The sequence below is a fragment of the Paraburkholderia sp. BL25I1N1 genome (assembly GCF_003002025.1).
Taxonomy (GTDB): Bacteria; Pseudomonadota; Gammaproteobacteria; order Burkholderiales; family Burkholderiaceae; genus Paraburkholderia.
In genome coordinates this window covers 128,121-144,763 of the sequence record NZ_PVZB01000007.1, presented here as the reverse complement: position 1 = coordinate 144,763, position 16,643 = coordinate 128,121, and the positions used below count along the sequence as shown (strand labels likewise).

Here is a 16,643-nt window from a genome sequence, read left to right as displayed (position 1 = left end):
GTTGATTGAGGAACGGGCTTAGTAAGCATTGCTGCCCACGAAACCCTTCCACAGCGTCAGCACGACGATCTTGATGTCGAGCCAGAAGGTCCAGTGCTGCATGTAGTACAGATCGAGCTTGACGCGGCCCATCATCTTTTCGATGCGGTCGGTTTCGCCGCGATAGCCGTTGATCTGCGCCCATCCGGTAATGCCCGGCTTGATCCGGTAGCGGTGCATGTAGCCCTTCACCAGATCCTTGTAGATGTCGTCATGCTCGAGCGCATGCGGACGCGGACCGACCACCGACATCTCGCCGCGCAGCACATTGATGAACTGCGGCAGTTCGTCGAGACTGGTACGCCGCAGGAACGCGCCGACCGCCGTGATGCGCGGATCGCGCCGCGTGGCCTGGGTGATCCTGCCGTGCTCTTCCTTGTGCACCTTCATCGAGCGGAACTTGTAGATCTCGAACTGATTGCCGTCGATGCCCTTGCGCTTCTGCCGGAAGAACACGGGGCCCGGCGAGCTGAGCTTCACTGCGGCGGCGATCACCAGCATCACCGGCGCGAGCGCGGTCAGCGCGGCCAGCGCGAACAGACGATCGAAAACGCGCTTGGGCAGCACGCGCAGATCGGTGATCGGCGAGGCGGCCAGGTTGATCGCCGGCACGCCGAGCAGATCGACCATCGGCTGATTGAAGAGCGTCAGGCTGCGCACGTCCGGAATGAAACGGATGTTCACGAAGTCGTTGCGCAGATCCATCACGAAGCGATGGATCGCTTTCTCCTTCGAAATCGGCAGCGCCAGCCACAGCTCGCGAATCGCGCGCTGGCGCACGAGTTGCAGCATGCGCTGATAGTCGCGCTCGACCGGCACGCCTTCGATCGCCTCGCCCGCGTCCGGGTCTTCGTAGTGATTGATCGTGCTGTCTTCATCGAACACCACGACCGGCGAGAAACCCGCGTCCGGACGGCTGCGCATCTGCTGGATCAGAAAGCGCCCGTACGGCGCGCCGCCGACGATCGCCACCGCGCGCTGATTGAAGCCTTCGCGGCGCAGTCCGCGCAGAATCGAATAGACGATCACCTTGGTGACGATCAGCAGCACGATCGTGGCCACGGCCCAATAGACGAGCCACAGCCGCGACAGGCTGTCCGAACGGTGCAGGCTGAAACTGATCAGCACGCCGGTGACTTCCACCAGCAGCCAGCCTCCCGCTACGCGGCACAGCAGGTCGTAGAGCGGCTTGCCGCGCCACGATTGATAGATCCCGAGCGCCGGGAAAAACACCACCACCAGCAGGCAGTCGAACGCGAGCGAGACGCTTTGCATATCGTCCAGCCACACGACTTTCCCGCTGTGCACGGCCGCCGCGATGGCGGCGCCGAGCGCGACCATGGCGATGTCGATGATTCTCGATAGAACGCTCAGCATGCGCTGCCCCTCAGTTCGTCAGTCAAGTGCCATCCGCTGGTTGGTTGAAATGCAGTCCGGCAACGGGCCGCACAACGCCGGTAACCGCGTCATGCAAATCCATGCGCGACGCGTAACTGTTTGAACCGGTGCTAATTGCCCTTCTGTTTCCCGCCCGAAAAAACTGCCTGAGCAGCCGAATGGGAAACCTGTGTCGGAATGAGTGAATACCCTTGTTCAGGTATAGATAAAGCGATATTAAAATTCCCACTGCAAGAGCGCAAAATATCTCAAATTGTATCGGTCAATGTTTCGGCATTTTTTCTGAATTTTATTCGGCAATTGTTACCGAATCCGCCCTTTCACAGGCATCCTGCGAGCCTTTGCCTAAGCCAAGCTCGTACTTTGAGCGCGCCTTCCTGCGAAGCTTGCGCATCTCCCTCCGCCATCATTCTGACGCATGGATAGCGGTAAAAAAATGGTCCGCTATTTTTTTCGGGTAATTTTTCTTTTTTAAAAATTATCCGGACATTTTTTCTTCACGAAATGGAGAAACGAATTAGGCGTTTTATATAGTTTCTATTTAACGCGCTTTTATTGATTCCAAAGTTCGTGATAAAACTTGACGCATTCACCCAGCCTCGAGGAGTCCATCATGACAGCTCCGGTTACGGCAACGCCCGCCGACACCCGGTCCACGCAAGTCAAGTCCCTGAACGTCAAGCTCAAGGTTCATCCCGTGATTCTGGCGGGCGGCTCCGGCACGCGGTTGTGGCCGATGTCGCGCGAACAGCACCCGAAACAGTTGATCGGGCTGCTCGGCGACGATTCGCTGCTGCAGTCCACCACGCGCCGTCTCGAAGGACTCGAGGCAGGCTATCCGCTCACCGAGCAACTCGTCGTGGTGGCCAATGAAGAACAGCGCTTCACCACCGCCGAGCAGTTGCGCACGAGCGGCAAGCCAACCCGGCTGATTCTCGAACCCGTCGGCCGCGATACCGCGCCGGCGCTCACGGTGGCCGCCCTCTCGGTCGCCGCGCAGGACGAAGACGGCATCATGGTGGTGATGCCCGCCGATCACGCGGTTACCGACATCGACGGATTTCATGCGGCCGTGGCCGCCGGCGTGCAGCATGCGGCGGCCGGCCATATCGTCACGATGGGTATCGTGCCGACGCGCGCGGAAACGGGCTATGGCTACATCCGCATCGGCGCAGCGCTTGGCACGACTAATCACACGCAAGAGGCCGACGCGGAAGTGACCGGCAAGGTCGGCGCGCACAAGCTCGATCGCTTTGTCGAGAAGCCGCATCTGGAACTGGCGCAGCGCTATATCGAATCGAAGGAGTACTGGTGGAATAGCGGCATCTTCATCATGCGCGCGTCCACGTGGCTGAAGGCGATCCGCCATTTCCAGCCGGCCATTTACGAAGCCTGCAATGCAGCCTTCGCGGGCGGCAAGGCGGACGGCGACTTCTTCCGTCTGCAGCGCGACGCGTTCAGCGCTTCGCCGTCGAATTCGATCGACTATGCGGTGATGGAGCAGCTCGGCAACGATCAAGGCGCGGCTTCGGGCGTGGTCGTGCCGTTGCAGGCAGGCTGGTCCGACGTGGGTTCGTGGGACGCGATCTGGGATATCTCGGACAAGGACGCCGATCAGAACGTGGGGCGCGGACGCGTGATGTTCGAAGGCGCGGCTTCGACCTTCGCGCATTCGGAAGGACGCCTGATTGCCTGTGTGGGCACCCAGGATCTCGTGGTGGTGGAAACGGCCGACGCCATTCTGGTCGCCGACAAGTCGCGCGTGCAGGACGTCAAGAAAATCGTGGGCCGGATTCGCAACGACGGCGGGCTGGAAGCGGCCAACCATCGCAAGGTGCATCGCCCGTGGGGCAACTACGATTCCGTCGACACCGGCGAGCGCTTCCAGGTCAAACGGATCGTGGTGAAACCGGGTGCGCGGCTCTCGCTGCAAATGCATCATCACCGCGCCGAACATTGGATCGTCGTGCGCGGTACGGCGCTCGTCACACGCGGTGAAGAGCGCTTTATCGTCTCCGAAAACGAATCAGCTTATATTCCGCTGGGTGTCACCCACCGCCTCGAGAACCCGGGCAAGATGCCGCTCGAAATGATCGAGGTCCAGTCCGGCTCGTATCTCGGCGAAGACGATATCGTGCGCTTCGATGATACCTACGGACGCCAGTAACGCGCGTGAATGAGGGGCGTCGGCGAACGGCGTCCTTCTGACAACACCAGTGAATCACAGCGAATGTCACAACGAATGAAGCGGGAACCTGCGGCGGTTGCTCCTACCGGCCGCGGGGAACTGCTGTGCTAGCCGCCGCGCTCACCCCGCGTGGGAGATGAGTTCGGTATACGACGGGTAGCGATCGGACGCACTGCTCTCGGTCGCTGCGGTGGCAGCGGCCGGTTCGCCCGGATAGCGGCGCAACGGACCGCGGAACGCGTTGAGCGGTCCATGCAACGGCGCGCCGTGATTGGCCGCGACCGGTTCGGGCACATGGCGCAAGGCTGGCAACGGAGGCGCCGCGACGGGCGCCGGGTTCGCCGGAACATGAGCCGCTGCCTGAACCTCGGCGGCGGATTGCTGCGCAGCCGCCAACGTGAGGCATTCGCGGTCGATCCATTGCCGCGCCCAGTCGAGCGCGTATTGCTCCGCCGCTTCACTTTGCTCAAAGCGCGGGCCGACGAGGCCGGAACGCTCGACGCGTTTGCCGTCCTTCATGATTTCCGCCCACGCCCGATACATGGCGTTCGGCACCGGCTCGGCCGCGATGTAAATCACGTAGCCGCTCCGATCGGCGATTTCCGTGCCGCGTGGCGCGAGGCTCATCGATAGCGGGTTGCGCCGATCGTCAGGCGCGGATGTGCCGCGCGCCGACACGATGGCCGAATTCAAACCATGCATGGCTGCACCGACCGCGCGCGCCTCGTCCGGACGCGGCAAGCCCGGCCGCACACGGTGCCGTGCGGGTGCTGCGACGGGTGCGGCTGGCGTACGAGACACCGGCGGCGCATGCGTGACGCCGGACAGGTGCCGCGTCATGTCGGCAATCGGATCGGCCGAACGCCAGTTACCCAGGCTGCTCGACACGCCGCCGGGCGCCTGCCATGACTCGGGGCTTCTCCAGGACACGCCACGCAGATGCTCGTCGCGCGCGCTGGGCGTTTCCGCTACCGGTGCCGCAGGTTTGGCCGCGACGGGCGGCGCCGGTTGGGGGACGTACGCAAAGGTGCGCCCCGTTTGCGATAACAGCCGAACCATCTCGAGAAGCGTGCCGTTCAATTGCCACTCTTCAAAACGGCGCCGGCAAGTCGGACCCGACGGATAGCGCCCGGGCAGTTTCGACCAGGGTTCACCGGTTGTCAGAATCCACAGGACGGCATTCGCCACGATGCGCGGTTCGGCGCGCGGCCGGCCGCGTCGGTTTAGACGGACGGCCGGCTCATCTGAAACAAGCGCTGCCAGCAGCGCCCATTCGTCATTGCTTAGCTCATCGAAAAACATTGGATTTTCTCCACGCAGCCTGGCCAGGCCGCGGCTTTGGACTGCCACGGATTCAACTTTCACGACCCGTGTGCAGGCCTCGGTTGCACAAATATGTTTTGTACGTTTTGTTGGCTGGTCATAACCGCCCCGACTTAGTGCGGCTTGTCCCTATTGCGAAGCACAAAACGTGGTCTCACTCGTGCATGGGAGAATTTGTGCACGAAGCATACCATCACCAGGGTTTGCGTGAATATCAATGAGACAAGTGTTACGGATAGAAACAATCTTGTCCTTTTTGCTGCGTCTTTCCTCGCAATGCCGTCACAAAAGTCGAGTCGCTTCCAGTAGAAAAATGACGCTATTGCACTGCACAACACGCAGGCATCGCGACGAATAACGTTTATGAATCCGCGGTTCGTCCGCGACGAGATTTCAATGCATTTTGGCTCGGCTTCGGTCGATCGACTGATGAGCCGCAACCAGCATTGATCAATCTATGTGCAGTGCATCAACGGCAAGGAAATCGCGCGGTGTGAGGGGCACAGGAGCGCCAGGCAAGCGACGTGTTTCGCCGCTCGCCCCTTCGCCGTTACAACCGGACGGCCTGCGTTCAACGCACGGGTTTTGCCGCGCCCTCGCCCACCACCGTCGTCCATTCGCGCACGCGCCAGCATGTCACGAGACCGGCGAGTACATACGGATCGGCCTTGGCAAAGGCTTCGGCGGCAGTGGCAGAGTCACCTTGAAAGAGCAGGACGGCGGTATCCGTGGGCTCGGCCAGCGCGCCGGCCAGCAACAACTCGCCGCGCTCGACGGCCGCCCACGCGAGTTTCAGGTGCGCATCGCGGTACGCTGGCCGCCGTTCGAGGTAGTCGGACACCAGGTCGTACATCAACAGATAGTGCATCACGAGCCTCCTTGGCCGGTGTGAGAGCGGACCAGCTGCGCAATCGACGGCATGCCTTCTGGTCGATATTACCCATATGTTGGGTAGTGGATTTTCTTGCTGAATTACAATTCAATTGCATGTGCAGCAATGTGCAAAGCATGCTCGAATTTTTCATCGATCTCACGGAATTGTTTAGTGCTAATTCGCTTGAATTCAATTCACGAATTTAATCTGGAATGCATAACATAATTCCATGTGGCGCCATTCGCGTTTTATCCGCCGACCCGCCGCCAGTCCCCGTCACGTAAGGGAAAACGAGCGTCGGGCACTGTCAACCGGATTGCGTTTCCAGCCGTTCTCGCAGACAGCATTTGCCATAATGAACGTGCCGAGGGTCCTGGATACCGCTGACGCCCGCGCGCATGAACGACCAAAAACGTTTTCACCACCGATGGAGTGTCACATGAAAATCCAATCCGCTATCGCAACGCTGGTGCTGGGTGCCGTCCTCGTTTCTTCGCCGGTGTTCGCAGATAACAGCCAGCAAACCAAAATGGCCGACTGTAACAAGCAGGCCGGCGACAAGAAGGGCGACGACCGCAAGGCGTTCATGAAAACCTGCCTGTCCGCGAAACCGGCCGCCGCTGCCCCAATGAGCCAGCAGGACAAAATGAAGGCGTGCAACACGCAAGCCACCGGCAAAAAGGGCGACGACCGCAAGGCGTTCATGAAGACCTGCCTGTCGTCGGCACCGGCTAATTAAACACGGCGAATCGGCGTCGCGCGCCAAGCGCGGCGCCTGAGCGGACTCCGCTCGAACACAGCGATGCTGTTGTCCAGCGCTCGCTGTCCGCGTCCCGCCCCTTCCTGCGCAGTCCACCCGCCCGAACCCGCCATTTTTCTTCTATGATGGCTGCGGAGACGGCCCACCCCCATACAACATTAGACGGGCCGCCATCTTGTCGTTGGTGCTGCAGAGCATCCATCGGAGGCAAGGATGGTATCGAAGCATAAAAACCGCTGGTTGAGGCGGTGGCTGGTCGTCATCATATTCTGGGCGGTGCCCGTGGCGATCGTGGCGGTGAGCGAGATCCGGGAGGAAATGGCGTACAACGCCGTCGACCTCGACCGTGCGCTGACCAGCTGGAATTTCACCGCCGCGCAGCGTGCCGCCGGCGCCCCCGCGCGCTGTCATGGCAAGCCCGACGAAGCGCAAGCGGCGGGCTGTCCGGCCGATGTGCTGGCCGCCAACGCGCAGCGTCAGCAGGACGCCCGCAATGAATACAGCGTGCGCCGCTCCACGCTGATGGCCTATCTCTGGCACGCCTTCGTCGGCTACTGGATCGTGCCGGCCGTGGCGCTGTTTCTGCTCGGCGTGCTGATCGGCATGGTGCGCCGCGCGCTGCGGCGTCCGCCGGCGGTCAAGAGTCCGGTGAACCACGGTTGAGCGCGCCGGGATCGGAAGGCCGAATGCAGGGCGATCTGCGGCGTCACGACAACACTTTCAATTTCGTTTCAAAGCCCGTTCGCACGGCGCAAAATCGGTAAAAACGAATGGTCGAAGCGATGGTCGTTCTACTCCGCTTGGCTTTGGCGGAACCCGGCGCGATTCACGCGAACCCGTTCAACGCGCGCTATACGCAGCTTCAACGCGCCCTGCGCCGCCGGTCAAAATTACGGCATGGCGTCTTACGATTAGCCCGAAAGCCCCGCTGCACAAGGCTTTTCGCCTGACGAGGAAGTGCGCCTTTTGGGCTTGCGTGTGATATAACTCAAAAGCAACCTGGCTAAACAGATGAGGTTGCGCCCCGGAACCATGACGGAGAAAAACGATGCAAAGACGAAACTTCATGCTGAAGACTACCGCTGCGCTCGCTTTCGGAGGCCTTGCACTCGCTGGTTGTACGACCAATAAAGGCAATCCCGATACCCCCGCCACCGACTCAGCCAAACGACAGTCGATCGACGCTAGCGTCGACGGCACCATGTCGCGGCTCTACACGACCGTGAAGGGTTCGCACGAACTGGTCTCGAAGGCGCGTGGCGTTCTGGTGTTCCCTTCGGTGTTGCAGGTGGGCTTCGTGGTCGGCGGACAGTATGGCGAAGGTGCGCTGCGCGTAGGCGGCGGCACGGTCGGTTACTACAGCACGATTTCCGGTTCGTTCGGCCTGCAGGCAGGTGCGCAGTCGAAGGCGATCATCTTCCTGTTCATGACGCAGGATGCGCTGGACAAATTCCGCAATGCCGACGGCTGGTCGGCGGGCGGCGACGCGTCCGTCGCGCTGATCAAGATGGGCGCCAACGGCGCGATCGACACCACCACGGCCACCGCTCCGGTCGAAGTGTTCGTGCTGACCAACGCCGGTCTGATGGCCGATGTATCGCTGCAAGGCACCAAGGTTTCGCGTCTGAAGATCTAACCGACGCGCGAGCCGTTGGCCGGTCTGCGGGGTGTGCGTCTGATCCGCCGGGTTCCGTGAGCAGCGGTGGCCGCATCAGACGCAATCCTGCGCAGCTTGCCTTTGCAACCTCAGCAACGTGGCATGCGCCGCGCCGGTGAGCTTTTGTGGACTGCACGCGGGCCGCGTCCATGATGACCGCCCGGCGCCTGTTGCAACGCCCCGATCGTTTTAAGTCGTGCGGCAACGAAAAACGGCGATGCGCATCACGCATCGCCGCTCTTTTTTCACCACGGCCACCGAGCCGGATCGCTTCCGCTCAGGTTCCGGACGTATCGATCACCTTAAAGCGCGAACGCTTCTGCGCACGAATCACCATCTGGTAAGCATCCACGTATTCTTGCGCCATGCGGCGCGAAGTGAAGCGCTCTTCGAAGCGCTGGCGCACGCCCGCGCGCGGCATCTTGTGCAGACGATTGACCGCCGCCACTGCGCCGATTTCGTCTTCGACGATATAACCCGTCAAGCCGTCTTCCAGCACTTCCGGGACCGAGCCGCGATTGAACGCGATCACCGGCGTGCCGCATGCCATTGCTTCGATCATCACGAGGCCGAACGGCTCCGGCCAGTCGATCGGAAACAGCAGCGCGTGCGCGCCGGACAGGAATTCGGCTTTCTGGTGATCCGCGATCTCGCCGATAAACTCGACGTGGGGCAAGTCCAGCAACGGCCGGATGTCGCGCTCGAAGTATTCGCGATCGGCGGCATCCACTTTCGCGGCGATGCGAATCGGCAAGCCGCAACGGCCCGCAATCCGGATCGCGGTGTCGACACGTTTTTCCGGCGAGATCCGGCCGAGAAACGCGAGGTACTTCTGCTCGACCGGCTGCGGCGTGTAGAGCTGCTCAGGCAAGCCGTGATAGACGGTGGTCAGCCACTTGGCCTGCGGTAGCGGATGCCGCTGCGAATTCGAAATCGAGATCACAGGCGCGGTGTTGAACGTATCGAACACCGGCTGCTGCTCGGGCAAATCGAGGCGGCCGTGCATGGTGGTGACAAACGGCGTGTCCTGGCGCTTGAAGACGGAGAACGAGTAGTAGTCGAGGTGAAAATGCAGAACGTCGAAATTCTCGGCCTGGCGGCGCACCAGTTCCATCAACAGCATGTGGGGCGCCACGCGGTCGCGAATGCCGGGATCGAGACGCAGCGCGCGCGGCCAGACGGCTTCGAGCTTCGCACTCGTCACGGAGTCGCCGCTCGCGAACAGCGTCACGTCATGTCCGAGATCGACCAGCGCTTCGGTGATGTACGACACGACGCGCTCCGTGCCGCCATAAAGCTTCGGCGGCACCGATTCGGTCAAAGGGGCGATCTGCGCAATCTTCATATATTGTCTCCGTAAGCTGACGGCTTGCGCCTCGAGGCGGTGCGCGCCAGCGGCGCTGAGTATGACAGCGCCGATACCTCCGATCAATGCAACGGCCCGAGCCGGCCGCGTGCACCACCGGCATCGAAGCATTATTCACTACGGGACAACAAAAAGCCCCTTGTCTTGCATTTCCTCGGTGCTGTTACATTCAGCTTACATCCGGCTCGGCGCGCACACGGCTTCTCGTGCTTAGCGCGCAGGCCATTTCCACGCCGGCAGATCGCGATCGTCTGCATCGGTAATGCGAGTTGCGCCGAACTGCTTCTCCAGCACGATCGACTGACTCGCCTCTTCGCGTTCGAGCGCCGCGATCAAACGCGCGGCGTGCGACACCACCAGCACCTGCGAATGCGCGGCAGCTCGCGCGATCAGGCGCGCGAGCGCCGGCAGCAGGTCCGGATGCAGGCTCGTCTCCGGTTCGTTCAGCACCAGCAGTTCGGGCGGACGCGGCGTCAGCAAGGCCGCGACCAGCAGCAGATAACGCAAGGTGCCGTCGGACAACTCCGCGCCTTTCAGCGGCCGCAGCAGGCCGTGCTGCTGCATCGTCACTTCGAAACGGCCGTCCTGGGTTGCAACCTCGAGGCGCGAACCGGGGAAGGCGTCGTCGATGGCGGCGTCCAGCGCGACCGGGTCGCCGATCTCGCGAATGGTCTGCAAGGCGGCCGCGAGATCCGCGCCATCGTTTGCGAGCACGGGCGTGTGCGTGCCGATCTGCGGCAGACGCGCGGGTGCATCGGCGTCGGTGCGAAAGTGGTCGTAGAAGCGCCACGAGCGGATCTGCTCGCGCACCGTGATCATCTCCGGCGCGGTGCGCGGGTCGGAGAACTCCGTCATCATGCTGTCGAAGCTGGCGACCGGTTGTGGAATGGTCTGCCAGTCGCCGCGCTCGTCGCGTGTGCGCAGCGCCGGGCCGTGGCGATCGACCAGCAAGGCCGACGGCCGCAGCACGGGCCCGCTCCAGATGCATTCGCGTTTGATGGTGGGATCGAGCGGAAAGCGTGTAGCGCGATTGACGAGCGGCAGACCGAGATCGATCGCATAGCCGAATTGAGCGCCGGAAAACCCGAGCCGCAGACTGACCGGCTCCTTGCGGCGCAGCGGTTCAACCGCGAACTCGCCCGCCAGCACGGCCCGCGAAAAGCGCTCAGGACCGGCCCATAGCGTCGACGGCAAACCGCCCTCGCGCGCGAGCGAAGTAATCAACCCGCCGCGCGCCGCTTCGGACAGCAGCCGCAGCGAGCGATACACGCTCGACTTGCCGCTGCCGTTTGCACCTGTGATCACGTTCAGCCTGCCGAGCGGCACGATCAACTCGCGCAACGAGCGATAGCCCGCAATTGCCAGAGTGGTCAGCATGCGCCGGCCCGACATTCAGTCGCGCAGGCGCGCGCGTCCCTCAACCCTGCCGCACCTGAACACGCGCTCAGGCCGCCGTTCCCGAAACCGGACAAACACGGGTCGACGCGCCCCATTACTTATGGCCGCCGCCGTTGCCCGGCTTCCGCGCCGGCACGCTGCGCAGATCGCGCAGGAAGGTGTCGCGCCACACGCCGAGATCGTTCTTGCGCAGCGCCTCCATGTTGATCTCGTGACGCCGCTGACGCGCGTCGAGCGGCATCTGCAACGCGCGCTGCAGCGCTTCGCACATGCCGATCGCATCATGCGGATTGACCAGCAGCGCGCCGGTCAGCTCCGCCGCGGCGCCCGCGAAAATCGACAGCACCAGCACGCCGGGGTCGTCGGGATTCTGCGCGGCGACGTATTCTTTCGCGACCAGGTTCATGCCGTCGTGCAGCGGCGTGACGAAACCGATCTGCGATTCGCGGAACAGCGACATCAGCTTCCAGCGGTCGTACTGCTGGTTCAGATAGCGGATCGGCGTGTAGTCGAGCCCCGAGTAGCGGCCATTGATGCGCCCTGCTTCGTACTCCAGATCCTGGCGAATCTTCTGATAGGTGGCGACGTCCGAGCGGGTCGGCGGCGCGATCTGCACCAGCGTGACGTTGCCGCGCCATTCCGGCGAGCGCTCCAGCAGATGCTCGAACGCGCGGAAGCGCTCGACGAGACCCTTCGAGTAATCGAGCCGGTCGACGCTCATGATCAGCTTGCGCCCCTCCAGGCTCTGCTTCAGATCGAGCACGTGCTGACGGCTTTCGTAGCGCTTCGCCTGCTCGGCGATTTCGTCCGGGAACACGCCGATGCGGTACACGCCCGTGCGCAGCTTGCGGCCGAATGCTTCGACCACGCCGTCCGCGCCCACGGTGCCGCGCGCGTGGCGCGTGACGTAATCCTTGAAGGCGAGTTCGTCGGTGGCGGTCTGAAAACCCAGCAGGTCGTAGCACGACAGCGACTTCACCAACTCTTCATGCGGCGGAATGTTGAGCAGGATCTGCGGCGCGGGAAACGGAATGTGCAGGAAGAAGCCGATGCGATTCGTGATGCCCTCGTTACGCAGCGCCTCGGCGAATGGAATCAGATGGTAGTCGTGAATCCAGATCACGTCGTCGGGTTCGAGCAGCTTGATCAGCTTGTGCGCGAGCCACGCGTTGACGCGCCGGTAGCCCGCGTATTCCTCGCGCTCGTAGCGCGCGAGGTCGTTGCGGTAGTGGAATACCGGCCACAGCGTCGCGTTCGAGAAGCCGCGATAGTACTGGTCGTAGTCCTTGCGCGTCAGACCGACGGTCGCGAAAGTCACCGCGCCGTCCTGCTCCAGCGTGGGCCCCGCGTTGGCGACAGTCTCGCTGACCACGTCGCCGCTCCAGCCGAACCACACGCCTCCGGCATCCTTCAGCGCGCCGAATACGCCGACGGCGAGGCCGCCGGCCGAGCCCCTGGTTTCCGTCGGCGTTGCGACGCGATTCGACACGACGATGAGTCGGCCCATATTGCATGTCCTCCTTGGTTCGCGCGGCGCGCTCCGTGCCTTCGCAGGTGCTCGAAGTGTCTCGCGCCCGGTTGCGCGTCGAGAACCCAAACACATGAAGCACGCGGCGCCGCGCCGGATTCGTGAGTGAGTGGACGGTTCGACTGTTTTGGTGCCCGATCAGTTGCATCTATCGGCGCCGCGACCTCAAGATTTGCCGCTTCCCGCCGTCAAACTTTTTCCTTCACCGGCCCCGGCACGCCGACCGCCGACGGCCGTCCCGCGCGGCTTGCCACCGGATCGGCCTCGGTATGCGCGGCGGTGCTGCCGGCCGGCGTTTGCGTGCCGCGCGGCACCCAGTCGAGTGGTGCGCCGTTGCCGGTTTCGAGTTCCGCCGACACTTCCGCGCGCGCCCGCGGCAGGTACTGCGGATAGTGCTGTTGAATGAAGTCGAGCAGACCTTCGCGCACCCGGCAACGCAAATCCCAGTTCAGGCCGGAGTCGAGCGAACTGACGAGCGCGCGCAATTGCATGGAGCGCTCGGTGCCGTCCGTGACCTGCAACACCTGCACGCGGCGGTCCCACTCGGGCGCGTCCTCGACGATGCGCGCGAGTTCCTCGCGCAACGGCGCGAGCGGCATGCGGTAATCGACGTACAGAAACACCGTGCCGATGATCTGCGAACTGCTGCGGGTCCAGTTGGAAAACGGGTTTTCGATAAACCACTGCAGCGGCACGATCAGCCGCCGCTGATCCCACAGACGCACCGACACATACGTGCCGGTGATTTCCTCGATACGCCCCCACTCGCCCTGGATCACGACGACGTCGTCGAGACGGATCGGCTGCGATAGCGCGATCTGCAAGCCGGCGATCAGATTGCCGAGCACCGGCCGCGCCGCAATACCGGCGACCAAGCCCGCCACGCCCGCGGACGCCAGCAGGCTCGCGCCGATCTGCCGGACGCTCGGAAACGTCATCAACGCGCCGCCCACGCCGATGATCACGATCACGAACATCACCGAACGGGCCAGCACGCGCGCCTGCGTATGAATGCGGCGCGCCTGCAGGTTGTCGGCGGTGTCGAGCGGATGGGCCTGAATGATCGCCTCGCCGATCGCCGCCGCCGAGCGCACGGACAACCACGTCAATCCGCCGATCAGCGTAATCGCGACGGCGTCGCGCAGCGGCGTGATGAAGGTCAGGGTGTCAGGCGCTTCCCACCATACGGCCTCCAGCGCGAGGATCACGAGCACGAACAGCGAAGGCTTGTCGATATAGCGCAGCACGACGCTCGTCAGTGGATAAGGCCGCGCGAGCCGCGTCACGATGCGCGCACCGATCCGATGGATGCCCACGGCCAGCACCATCGCGATGACGGAGACGAGCAAGGCGCCGACCCACGTATGCAGCGGCGCTTCGGCCATGCGGCTGAGGTCGTCGAGAGTTGGCATGAAGGGGATTTTCCTCCTGGCTTGGGTGGGGAACAGAACCCGCGCGGAATGGGCGCGTAACCCGCGAGCCTCGAACACGGCTTCGGTGTTGCGTGACGCGCAAGATGGCCGACGGTGCCGTCGGCGAAGCGTCCGGCGTTGAAGCAGGCGCGAGACGGACGACTGCGCGCCGTCACGGACTGCCTGTAGACATCTTAGGTCGTTCGTCTGCGCGATCGCGGAAAGGTGCCGGAAACCCGCCGTTTCTGCAAACCGACGGCCACGGTTCAGACGGTTTTCAGGCGGGACTCGAAGAAGCCCCAAGCGGAATTCCGGCCGCTGAAACCGGAAACACACCCGCAGGCTGAACGCCCGACGCGCCCGCCACGGGGCGCGCGAGGCATGTCAGCCGTGATTCAGTTCACAATCAACTACCGCTCTTGCAGGGAAACGCTTTGCCGAGTCCCAGCGAGATCGCCGTGCTGGCGTTGTAGCCCGCGACGTTCGGATTCTCGGCAATATACTTGCGCACCGCGTCGGTCAACTGCGCCGAGCGCGCGTCCTGTGGCAAGCAGAAGTACTGGCCGACGCGCGGACCCGTCGTGCCGCCGATCGCGTCGATGGTATTGAAGATGCCGTCAGCGGCGCCTTCGATATAAGCGGCGCACGCGCTACGCGATGCCACATCCGTCTTGGTGCACAGCTTGTTGAGGTCGCCTCCCGTAAACGCGGCTGCCGATAGCGGTACGGCGAGCGCGCTGGCGAAAATCAAAGCCCGCAGCATGGTGTTCCTTTCCAGGGTCGTTTATCAGGCGGTCTTTCGCCGCGTCCGAACGGCACGCCCAGGCGGCGCGCCAAAGTCGTCATTCTGCACTGTTTTGCGAAGCGCAAGCGTGTGCGGCCGCGCTATCTTCAGGCACTTTTTACTGCAATGTCTGGCGGCGGCCGCTGCGCCGGTATTTTTGCGCTTTGGCGATTTTAGGGGTGGTGCTCTGCCAGCGGGGCTGGAGCAGCTAGCGGACCCGACTGGCCGGAGCCAAGCGCTGAAGCGGCCGGCACACCCTCTCTGCCCGTCAACCGCCGACCCGCACCGCCGCGCGCATTACTTCTGTTGCATCTGCTGCAGGCGCGCGGTCAGCCCTTCGACCACGTCCGGCTCCTTGTACGTCTTGGCAAAATCGAGCGCCGTCAGGCCGATCTGGTTCTTCACCGTCAGATCCGCGCCGTTGTCGAGCAGCAGCTTCACCGTCGACACGTGGCCGCCGCGCGCGGCCATCATCAGCGGCGTGGTGCCGTTCGGCGAGCCGGCGTCGACGTAGGCCGAATGGTCGAGCAGCACCTTGACGATATCGTCGTGCCCGTTCGCCGCCGCGTAATGCAGCGGTGCCCAGCCCTTCTTGTTCACCTCGGCGTCTTTTGCGATCAGCAGGTTGACGAAGTCGAGGTCGCCGTTCAGCGCGGCCATCATCATCGCGTTCTCACCGGCTTTGTCCTGAATCTCGATGTTCGTTTTCGGATTGGCGACCAGCGCGGCGCCGACCTTGTCCGATTTCTCGCGCGCGGCCAGCACCAGCAGCGGCATGCCCTGGTTATCCACGCTGTTCGGGTCCATGCCCTTGGCGAGCAGCTTGTTGACGCCGTCGACGTCGTCGAACTTGACCGACTTGATCAGCGAATCGATCGGCGCAGCCTGAGCCGGCGGCACCACCAACGAAGTCAGCGCGGCACAGGCCAGCGCGGCCGCGAACGCGACGCGCGAGGCGCCACGCCGTGCCGATGCCAGCGCCCCATGCGCCGCTGAAACGTCCTGATTCTGTGCAATCGACATCGAAATTTCTCTCATATTTAACTTTAGGAAACGTCCCTATCCCTTTGATAATGATCGACTTTACATCTCACGCACCAGCCGGCGCGGGGATCTTGAAAAGGCGAAAGAAGTTCTGCGTGGTCGCGGCGGCCAGCGCCGTTTCCGGCATCTCGCGTTGCTGCGCGATGAACCGTCCGACATAACTCACGTACGCAGGTTCATTTGGCTTGCCGCGATACGGCACCGGCGCGAGGTACGGCGAGTCGGTCTCGATCAGCAAACGCTCGAGCGGTACGCGCCGCGCGACGTCCTGCACGTCGGTCGCGCTTTTGAACGTGACGATGCCCGACAGCGAGATGTAAAAATTCTGTGCCAGCGCCTGTTCGGCGACGGCCCACGGTTCCGTAAAGCAATGCATCACGCCGCCCGGCTCGCCCGCGCGCTCCTCGGCCATGATGCGCAGCGTGTCTTCCGACGACGAGCGCGTATGGATGATCAGCGGCTTGCCCGTAGCATGCGCCGCGCGGATATGGGTGCGAAAGCGCTCGCGCTGCCATTCCATGTCGGCGATCGAGCGGCCTTCCAGCCGGTAATAGTCGAGCCCCGTCTCGCCGATCGCGACCACCTTCGGATGCGCGGCCAGTTCGACCAGTTCGGCGACGCTCGGCTCGCGCATGTCCTCGTGATCCGGATGCACGCCGACCGACGCGTACACGTTCTCGTACCGGTTGGCGATATCCAGCACCGACGGCAGCGTTTCCAGATCGACGGAAACGCACAGCGCATGCGTGACCGAATGGCTGCGCATATTTTCGAGCACCTGCGGCAGGCGGTCGGCGAGTCCTTCGAAGTTGATATGGCAGTGCGAGTCGACAAACATGGTGATGTCCTGCTTAGAAAGTGCTCGAAGTGAA

14 protein-coding genes are annotated in these 16,643 nt (G+C 62.9%); 4 read left to right on the top strand and 10 right to left on the bottom strand.

The window, feature by feature from the left end; all coding sequences use genetic code 11:
- Positions 1 to 18 precede the first annotated feature (18 nt).
- Positions 19 to 1,416, bottom strand: coding sequence for an undecaprenyl-phosphate glucose phosphotransferase (locus B0G73_RS12660; protein ID WP_106281150.1), 1,398 nt, complete (start codon positions 1,414 to 1,416; stop codon positions 19 to 21).
- 634 nt (positions 1,417 to 2,050) lie between these two features.
- Here B0G73_RS12660 and B0G73_RS12655 point away from each other — a divergent pair.
- Positions 2,051 to 3,604 (top strand): mannose-1-phosphate guanylyltransferase/mannose-6-phosphate isomerase, encoded by a 1,554-nt coding sequence (locus B0G73_RS12655; RefSeq protein ID WP_106281148.1) that lies wholly within the window; start codon positions 2,051 to 2,053, stop codon positions 3,602 to 3,604.
- 141 nt (positions 3,605 to 3,745) lie between these two features.
- Here the strand turns inward: B0G73_RS12655 and B0G73_RS12650 are convergent, their stop codons facing one another.
- Together B0G73_RS12650 and B0G73_RS12645 are read right to left on the bottom strand one after the other, a co-directional pair.
- Entirely contained in the window at positions 3,746 to 4,927 is a 1,182-nt protein-coding gene (locus B0G73_RS12650; protein WP_106281146.1) for a transposase, read from the bottom strand.
- A 592-nt stretch (positions 4,928 to 5,519) separates the two neighbouring features.
- On the bottom strand, positions 5,520 to 5,816 hold the full coding sequence (locus B0G73_RS12645; protein WP_106281144.1) for a YciI-like protein: 297 nt from the start codon (positions 5,814 to 5,816) through the stop codon (positions 5,520 to 5,522).
- Positions 5,817 to 6,261: 445 nt separating this feature from the next.
- On the opposite strand from B0G73_RS12645, the gene B0G73_RS12640 reads away from it, so the two are divergent.
- From B0G73_RS12640 to B0G73_RS12630, 3 genes are all read left to right on the top strand, one after another.
- Entirely contained in the window at positions 6,262 to 6,561 is a 300-nt protein-coding gene (locus tag B0G73_RS12640; RefSeq protein WP_106281143.1) for a PsiF family protein, read from the top strand.
- Between the two features lie 234 nt (positions 6,562 to 6,795).
- Positions 6,796 to 7,245 carry a hypothetical protein gene (locus B0G73_RS12635; protein WP_106281141.1) on the top strand — a complete coding sequence of 150 codons (450 nt, stop codon included), beginning with the start codon at positions 6,796 to 6,798 and terminating at the stop codon, positions 7,243 to 7,245.
- Positions 7,246 to 7,630: 385 nt separating this feature from the next.
- The gene (locus B0G73_RS12630; protein WP_106281140.1) at positions 7,631 to 8,218 is read left to right on the top strand and encodes a YSC84-related protein; all 588 of its coding nucleotides are present in this window, start codon (positions 7,631 to 7,633) and stop codon (positions 8,216 to 8,218) included.
- A 298-nt stretch (positions 8,219 to 8,516) separates the two neighbouring features.
- Here the strand turns inward: B0G73_RS12630 and B0G73_RS12625 are convergent, their stop codons facing one another.
- The 7 genes from B0G73_RS12625 to B0G73_RS12595 all read right to left on the bottom strand — a co-directional run bounded on the left by B0G73_RS12625 (position 8,517) and on the right by B0G73_RS12595 (position 16,609).
- A complete protein-coding gene (locus B0G73_RS12625; protein WP_106281138.1) occupies positions 8,517 to 9,584 on the bottom strand; it encodes a glycosyltransferase family 4 protein in 1,068 nt (355 codons plus the stop codon).
- Positions 9,585 to 9,815: 231 nt separating this feature from the next.
- Positions 9,816 to 10,982 carry an AAA family ATPase gene (locus tag B0G73_RS12620; RefSeq protein ID WP_106281421.1) on the bottom strand — a complete coding sequence of 389 codons (1,167 nt, stop codon included), beginning with the start codon at positions 10,980 to 10,982 and terminating at the stop codon, positions 9,816 to 9,818.
- Between the two features lie 115 nt (positions 10,983 to 11,097).
- Positions 11,098 to 12,510, bottom strand: a complete 1,413-nt coding sequence (gene otsA / locus B0G73_RS12615) for an alpha,alpha-trehalose-phosphate synthase (UDP-forming) (RefSeq protein ID WP_106281136.1) — start codon at positions 12,508 to 12,510, stop codon at positions 11,098 to 11,100.
- A gap of 209 nt (positions 12,511 to 12,719) precedes the next feature.
- Positions 12,720 to 13,943 carry a mechanosensitive ion channel family protein gene (locus B0G73_RS12610; protein ID WP_106281134.1) on the bottom strand — a complete coding sequence of 408 codons (1,224 nt, stop codon included), beginning with the start codon at positions 13,941 to 13,943 and terminating at the stop codon, positions 12,720 to 12,722.
- Between the two features lie 406 nt (positions 13,944 to 14,349).
- Positions 14,350 to 14,706 (bottom strand): Rap1a/Tai family immunity protein, encoded by a 357-nt coding sequence (locus tag B0G73_RS12605; protein WP_012432952.1) that lies wholly within the window; start codon positions 14,704 to 14,706, stop codon positions 14,350 to 14,352.
- 318 nt (positions 14,707 to 15,024) lie between these two features.
- Positions 15,025 to 15,750, bottom strand: coding sequence for an ankyrin repeat domain-containing protein (locus B0G73_RS12600; RefSeq protein ID WP_374957006.1), 726 nt, complete (start codon positions 15,748 to 15,750; stop codon positions 15,025 to 15,027).
- A 67-nt stretch (positions 15,751 to 15,817) separates the two neighbouring features.
- A complete protein-coding gene (locus B0G73_RS12595; protein ID WP_106281130.1) occupies positions 15,818 to 16,609 on the bottom strand; it encodes a TatD family hydrolase in 792 nt (263 codons plus the stop codon).
- Positions 16,610 to 16,643 lie beyond the last annotated feature (34 nt).